We start from the raw sequence: 6,929 nt of genomic DNA on the forward strand, positions 1-6,929 counted from the left end.
ATAATTTTTTCTTATAAATGTCTGTCACCAACTGCATGGCAGCCATGTCAGCAATTTACTTAATGTCGTTTTCTCAAAAACCATTCCACAAATTTTTTTATGCCATTTTGGAAGTCTGTAGACGGTTGATACCCTATTAAGGCCTTTGCTTTTGTGATATCTGCATTGGTTTTTGTGACATCTCCCGGCTGCATTGGCAGAATTTTTTTCGTGACAGATTTTCCAAGAGCATTTTCTATGGTGGTGACCATCTCAGATAAAGGCACAACCTGGTTTTCGCCAAGATTAAGAATTTCATAGACCCCGGAATGGTTTTCCAGATAAAGGATTGATTTCAGGATCCCATCAATAATATCATCTATATAGGTATAATCTCTGGCTGTGTTTCCGTCTCCGTAGAAAGGAATTTCCGTTCCTTCTGAAATAAGTCGGGTAAATTTGTGTATGGCAAGATCCGGTCTTTGTCTCGGTCCATAAACTGTAAAGAACCTGAGCTGTATCATATCTATATGGTATAGGTTATGATAAACATGACCCAGTATTTCCCCGCTTTTCTTAGTAGCGGCATAAGGAGAGATGGGATTATCTACATTATCCGTTTCTGAAAAAGGGACTTTTTCATTGTTTCCGTAAACACTTGAAGAAGAAGCGCAAATGAATTTTCTGATATTGAATTCTTTGCAGAGCTCCCACAGATTCATGGTACCTCTTACATTCACTTCTTCGTATTCTAAAGGCTTTTCAATAGAAGGACGCACTCCTGCAAGGGCGGCAAGGTGAATGACCATGTCAATAGAATGGTTTTTAAAGATCGTTTCAAGTCCTTTTAAGTCCCGGATATCCTGATAATAAAGAGAATACTGATCAGACTTAGTGAGGGAAGTTAAGTGCTGAATGTCTGTCTCTTTGTCAGAGAATTCAAAATTCGGAATTTTACCGATTGACTCTAAAGTATTTTTAATTTTTACCTGATAGCCGTAGAAATTATCAAAATTGTCAATGTTTATGACAGAATGTCCATTTCTTAATAATTGCTCAACTAAATGTGAACCAATGAACCCGCTGCCTCCTGTTACAAGGTAAGTCATCTGTGATTTTTTATGAGTGCAAATATAAATTTTACTTTTTGAAAATATAATCATTAAATTTACTTAAAAAAAGTAATATAAATACAATATGCAGTTTCAAGGGCAAATTTTAAAAATGACGAGCTACGATGATAAGCCGATCCAATACTACCTTAATCTTTCAGGAGATCTTATTCATATGAATGAGTTGTTTGGAAAGGAACTGACCATAAAGCATGCAGGATTTCAATGTGTGAACTGTGGCGAAAATAAACCGATCTACAGAATGGGTTTCTGCAAGAACTGTTTTTTTGAAAGCCCGTATGCAAGTGATACCATTATCCGCCCTGAGCTCTCTACAGCGCATCTGGGAGTTGCCGAGCGTGATCTGGAAGTAGAAAAAGAAATACAGCTTCAGCCTCATACCGTATATCTTTCCTATACCGGAGATGTGAAAGTAGGGGTTACCAGAAATACACAGATCCCTACCAGATGGATTGATCAGGGAGCTACTTTTGCCTTGCCTATTGCAAGAACGGAAAACCGGTATGAAGCAGGGATGATAGAAGTGGCATTGAAAGAACATCTTCCTGATAAAACCAACTGGAGAAAAATGTTACAGGATGATTTCGAAGGCGAAGTAGACCTTGCAGATTTCAGGCAGAAGATCAAAGAATATTTTCCGGAAGACTTTCAGAAGTTTTACAGTGAAGGAGAAGAGTTGTGGATGTTTGATTATCCTTTTGAAAAACCAGAAAAAGTAACCTCATTTACCTTAGATAAAAAGCCTGAATTTACAGGAAGGCTTACCGGGATCAAAGGTCAGTATCTTGGATTTGAAGGCGGAAATTTCATGAATGTAAGAGGACATGAAGGATACGTGATTGAATTAGAAATAAAATAAATAGAAAAGAATCAGAATGAATTGCTCTGGTTCTTTTTTATTCTCAATCAGTAAATATTCTTTCTTAAATTCTTATATTTAAAGTATATTAAAAAAATCACAATATGAAAAAATGGGTGAAAAGACTCTTAATAAGTTTCGGAATTCTGGCAGGAATCATTCTTGCAGCAAATTTCGGACTGAATTATTGGCTTAAAACCCAGCTTCCGGAATACATAAAGAAGAATACAGACTATAAAGTTTCCTACAAAACACTGGATGTGGATCTTGGAACAGGTAATATTTTGTCAACAGGTATTTCCGTAAACAGTAAAAATCCACAGAATACTAATGTTATTGGACTGCAGGGAACAATTGATACCTTAAAAATCAGCCGTTTTGGAATTTACGATGCAATTTTTAATAAAAGAATAAGCTCTTCCGATCTGCTGTTGGCAAAACCTAATCTGAATGTAATTCTTGCGAAACCAGTTGATCGTAAAACCGGTAAAAAGAGGAATCCGTTTTTGTTTGAAAATATCCGGATCAATGATGGTTCTATTGCTATTTTCAGAGATACGAAGCAGAAGTTTTTATCCGTTCAGCAGTTAAATCTCTTTGTAGAAAATCTGCAGATGACGGAAGAATCCGTAGAAAATAAATTACCTGTAGTTTTTGATCGTTACAGCATCAAAGGAAAAAGTTTTTTCTTCCGGCCGGATCAGGTGTATGCAATCACAATCCGCTCTATTAACACAGAAAACGGTCAGATGTCTGTTGAAAATTTCAAACTGAACCCACTTTTGTCTTTCAGCCAATTTAAAAACTTCTATCCGAAAAAGCCTCAGTTGTTTGAGTTTACAATTCCTAAAATGGAATTTAAAGACGTGGTTTTAAACAAAAATAAAGCTTCCCTTACGAATGCTGAATTTCAAAATCCTGTTCTTACGGTTTATAATACCGGGGTAAAAGCAAAAAAAACGGAGAAAAAATCGAACTTTGAAGTCAATTTAGAAAATATAAAGCTTAATAATGCTGTTGTTCAGATCAATAAACCGGATGGCAACAGGCTTTTAACGGCCGGAAATCTTAATCTGAACATCAATAAGCTTCTTTTTAATAAAGAAACCTCACAGCAGGTAGTTCCTATAGGATATAAAGACTTCACTTTTTCCGGAAAAGATATTGTGTATTCTGACCATCAGAATATTACTATAGGAAGCGTTGCTTTGAAACCTGCCAATGGTGAAATCAGAGATGTCATATTGACACCGGGAGACCTTTCAGGGAAAAAGACTACAATGGAATTAAAAACAAATCACATTGCTTTTAATATCAATAAACTGGACTTTGTAGATAAAAAGCTTGTGTTGGATTTCAAAGACGTTCTTATAGAAAATGCAAACGGAACTATCAAAGCCGGGGAACATAAGGCGGTTAAAAAGCCAGGACCGGGTATCATACAATCAGTTATAATTCGTAAGGTCTCCCTGAAAAATTCCAATATAATATATGATAAAGGAAAAGAGCCGCTGGCCTTTCATGATCTGAATGCTACAGCCAACAATATTGAGCTGGCTCCCAGGCCTAACAACCAGGGACTTTCTTTTACTGTGAAAGATTATTTCCTGACAACAAGGAACCTTGCCTACAAAACACAGTTTTACAATCTCAGCCTTGGGCTTCTGAAACTGAATAAAAATAAAATTCAGATCAATAATTTTGCAATGAAGCCTCTCGTTTCAAGAGCCCAATTTATCAAAATGATACCTGTAGAAAGGGATCTGTACGATTTAAAAGCCGGGCAAATAACGGCAGAAGGGAGCTGGGACCTGTTTTCTCAAAATAAATCAATCAATGCTTCCCATGTAGTCATACAATCTGCAGATGCCAATATTTTCAGGAGTAAAATTCCAAAAGATGACCCCAAAATAAAGGCTCTTTATTCAAAAATGCTTCGTTCTATTAAAATGCCAATGATGGTGGATCATCTGGATCTGAAGAATTCCGTTCTGGTATACGAAGAAGATACTCCTGAAAGTATGGGGCCTGGCAAACTGACGTTCGGAAATTTTAATATGAATGTCAGGAACCTGAATTCCGCCAAAATAAAAGGGAAACCTACCAGAGTAGATATTAAAATCAACTGTTCATTCATGAATCAGTCGCCACTTTCTGTCAACTGGAACTTTGATGTCGCTGATCAGAATGATGTGTTTGCCATTTCAGGTAAAACAACAGGTCTTCCTGCCAGTGGAATCAATCCGTTTATACGGCCTTATCTTCATGTGACAGCGACTGCCGGGACAATTCAGGAGATGCTTTTCAACTTTAAAGGAAATCCTGCAGGCCTGTATGGAACATTCAATCTGAAGCATAAAGATCTGAAAATTGCGGTTTTAAATAAGAATAATCATGAAAAGAAGGGTTTCCTGACAGCTGTTGCTAATGTTTTTATTAAATCAGACTCCGGAAGTTTCCCGGAATCGGTTACAGTAGAAAATGTAGAACGTGATCCTACGAAATCATTCTTCAACCTCTTCTGGAAAGGCATTGAACAGGGTTTAAAAAAGACTCTGATTGGTAAAAATGTAGAGAAAACAGAGGCGAAAGTGAAAAATGCGGTTTCTTCCGTTAAAGACATGAAGCAATCTGTGAAGGAAATAAAACAGGAAATTAAAAGCAAAACAGAGACTAAACCGGAAGAAGAGAAAAAAGAAAAGAAAGGTTTTCTGAATAAAATATTTAAAAAGAAAGATCATTCAGAACAATAAATTTTTAAACCATTGAAAATATTAATATGTGTAAAGATTGAAATAATCCCAATGGTTTAAAAAATAATATAGAGCTTTGTCCATTTAGAAATTGAATTCATCACTTTCCATAATGGTGATTTTTCTGAGAAACTCATCAAATTCCTGTCCGGGATAATTGCTGTCAGCTCCGTAAGAATCTATAATCATCCCCTTATTTCCTGTGTCATCTTTTACAACATAGAGTACCGCATTGTCATCTGGATTACTGTCTCCTTCAAAACGGTAGGTTTTTAATATTGTCAGTTCTGAAGGCTGATAGACCTTATCAGAATTTTCAAGTTTCATCTCACAACTCTCATTCATTCTGAATTCCCTGTGTATCCCTCTTTCAGAAAGCGTTTTCATAACTTGGCTTAAAGTCGTCATTCTGTCGATGTTTTCTGGATTTTCCATAACGTTATTTTTCTTTTTAAGTACAATAATTAAACCATTGCATTTCTAAATATAAGAAAAATAGCAGATTATAGTTTTCTTAAAAATAAAGTTTAATGTTAACAAAATTTATAATTCAGAAAAATAAAATGGGTATACTTTTTGCAATGCTAATATTAATAAATCAAAGAAAATATGAAAAAAGAAGTTGGAGTTTTACTGGCAGGAGGAGTTGGTCTTTTGGCAGTATTAAGTTTAATCAGCATCAAAAAAATATTGACTAAAAAAGACAAAAAATATAGTGATTCCTATTCGGACTATCACAGACACTTTGATGAAAAGAATCTCGACGACGAAAACCACGGAGTTGAGTTTTATGCGCTGAAGTAGTAAAAAAATATATTAATTATGTTTAATCCAACACTTTTGAAGGTGTTGGATTTTTTTGTGGAAAACTTTAATGTTAAAACTCATGATTATATAAAAATTCCATTCTAATTTTACATCGGAATGCAAAACGAAAATTTCATAAAAGGTCAGGGAGCTCAGCGAAACGTTATCAACCGTTTCGATAGGTATACCTATGAACCCGAAGATGAAGATTTCGAAACGGTGAAAACCTCCTTTACCGAAGTATTCCCGAAAACTATTGTCAATCAGGTTAAAAGCGAAGATCTTCCGATGGAATATTCCATGAATCCTTATCAGGGCTGCGAACACGGCTGCTCCTATTGCTTTGCAAGACCTACTCATGAATATTGGGGCTATAGTGCCGGAATCGATTTCGAAAGAAAAATTATGGTGAAGAAAAATGCGCCTGAGCTTCTGGAGAAATTTTTTCAGAAAAGAGGCTATAAAGCAGCTCCTATTTTGCTTTCCGGAAACACAGACTGCTACCAGCCTGCTGAAAGACAATTTGAAATTACCAGAAAACTCCTGCAGGTTTGTCTTGATTACAGACATCCTGTCAATATTCTGACAAAAAATGCATTGGTATTGAGAGATCTCGATATCCTAAAGCCAATGGCGGAGCAGAACCTTGTTTCTGTTTCCCTCAGTATTCCAACCATTAATGAAGAATTGAGGCGCAAAATGGAGCCGAGAACCAGTTCAGCGCCCAATAAATTAAAAGCAATTGAAATTCTCTCTGAAAATAAAATTCCCGTTCACGTTATGGTAGCCCCTGTTATTCCGGGATTGAATAGTGATGAGCCTTTAAATATCCTGAAATCTATATCAGACGCAGGCGCTTTAGGATTTGGATATACCCTTGTGCGATTAAATGATACCGTTGAACCGGTTTTTGTTCATTGGATTGAAGCACATTTCCCGGACAGGGCTCAAAAAGTACTGAACCTAATACGTTCTATGCGTGGGGGGAAGCTGGGAGACAAAAGATATTTCGAAAGACAGAAAGGAGAAGGTAATATCGCAGACATGATTCATACTACCTTTAAAATAGGAAGAAAGAAATTTTTTGATGGCAAAGAATTTCCTAAACTTTCCACCTCAAACTTCACCGGAGCCAAGGATCAGCAATTAAGGTTATTTGATTGATCATTCCAAAGAAGTTTATACATAATTATATAGTAAGTATAGATTAACCTTTTTCCAATCAGTTTTTCATTCTATATATGATGATTTTTTCAGGAGCTATTTCCTGCTATCCACTCATACTCCTCACGCCTTGCGCTTCCAGGGTCCAATCCAGCATCTCTCCAACCCATGTTGCGGGGTAACCGTTCCTATCAGGGCTAGGGGAGAAGTACACATTAGTATAAGTAATAAGTA

General features: G+C 36.2%; 6 protein-coding genes. 4 read left to right on the top strand and 2 right to left on the bottom strand.

What is annotated here, in order from left to right:
- Positions 1–59: 59 nt before the first annotated feature.
- Positions 60–1,088: a GDP-mannose 4,6-dehydratase gene (locus tag ACTJJF_RS14305; RefSeq protein ID WP_440700071.1), complete on the bottom strand. Its 1,029-nt coding sequence runs from the start codon at positions 1,086–1,088 to the stop codon at positions 60–62.
- An 88-nt stretch (positions 1,089–1,176) separates the two neighbouring features.
- Between ACTJJF_RS14305 and ACTJJF_RS14310 the strand changes: the two genes are divergently transcribed.
- Together ACTJJF_RS14310 and ACTJJF_RS14315 are read left to right on the top strand one after the other, a co-directional pair.
- A complete protein-coding gene (locus ACTJJF_RS14310; RefSeq protein WP_312297688.1) occupies positions 1,177–1,971 on the top strand; it encodes a DUF2797 domain-containing protein in 795 nt (264 codons plus the stop codon).
- 104 nt (positions 1,972–2,075) lie between these two features.
- Positions 2,076–4,724 carry a hypothetical protein gene (locus ACTJJF_RS14315; RefSeq protein ID WP_440700072.1) on the top strand — a complete coding sequence of 883 codons (2,649 nt, stop codon included), beginning with the start codon at positions 2,076–2,078 and terminating at the stop codon, positions 4,722–4,724.
- Between the two features lie 84 nt (positions 4,725–4,808).
- Here ACTJJF_RS14315 and ACTJJF_RS14320 read toward each other — a convergent pair whose 3' ends face one another.
- Positions 4,809–5,159, bottom strand: coding sequence for a hypothetical protein (locus ACTJJF_RS14320; RefSeq protein WP_312297690.1), 351 nt, complete (start codon positions 5,157–5,159; stop codon positions 4,809–4,811).
- Between the two features lie 174 nt (positions 5,160–5,333).
- On the opposite strand from ACTJJF_RS14320, the gene ACTJJF_RS14325 reads away from it, so the two are divergent.
- Complete coding sequence (locus ACTJJF_RS14325) at positions 5,334–5,528, top strand: hypothetical protein (protein WP_312297692.1); 195 nt, start codon at positions 5,334–5,336, stop codon at positions 5,526–5,528.
- A gap of 120 nt (positions 5,529–5,648) precedes the next feature.
- Positions 5,649–6,695: a PA0069 family radical SAM protein gene (locus ACTJJF_RS14330; protein ID WP_440700073.1), complete on the top strand. Its 1,047-nt coding sequence runs from the start codon at positions 5,649–5,651 to the stop codon at positions 6,693–6,695.
- Positions 6,696–6,929 lie beyond the last annotated feature (234 nt).

It is taken from the genome of Chryseobacterium sp. 22458 (genome assembly GCF_052044975.1).
Classification (GTDB): domain Bacteria; phylum Bacteroidota; class Bacteroidia; order Flavobacteriales; family Weeksellaceae; genus Chryseobacterium.

Coding starts and splice junctions, on each gene's coding strand:
- ACTJJF_RS14305 (WP_440700071.1), bottom strand. CDS start 1,088: ATGACTTACCTTGTAACAGGAGGCAGCGGGTTCATTGGTTCACATTTA.
- ACTJJF_RS14310 (WP_312297688.1), top strand. CDS start 1,177: ATGCAGTTTCAAGGGCAAATTTTAAAAATGACGAGCTACGATGATAAG.
- ACTJJF_RS14315 (WP_440700072.1), top strand. CDS start 2,076: ATGAAAAAATGGGTGAAAAGACTCTTAATAAGTTTCGGAATTCTGGCA.
- ACTJJF_RS14320 (WP_312297690.1), bottom strand. CDS start 5,159: ATGGAAAATCCAGAAAACATCGACAGAATGACGACTTTAAGCCAAGTT.
- ACTJJF_RS14325 (WP_312297692.1), top strand. CDS start 5,334: ATGAAAAAAGAAGTTGGAGTTTTACTGGCAGGAGGAGTTGGTCTTTTG.
- ACTJJF_RS14330 (WP_440700073.1), top strand. CDS start 5,649: ATGCAAAACGAAAATTTCATAAAAGGTCAGGGAGCTCAGCGAAACGTT.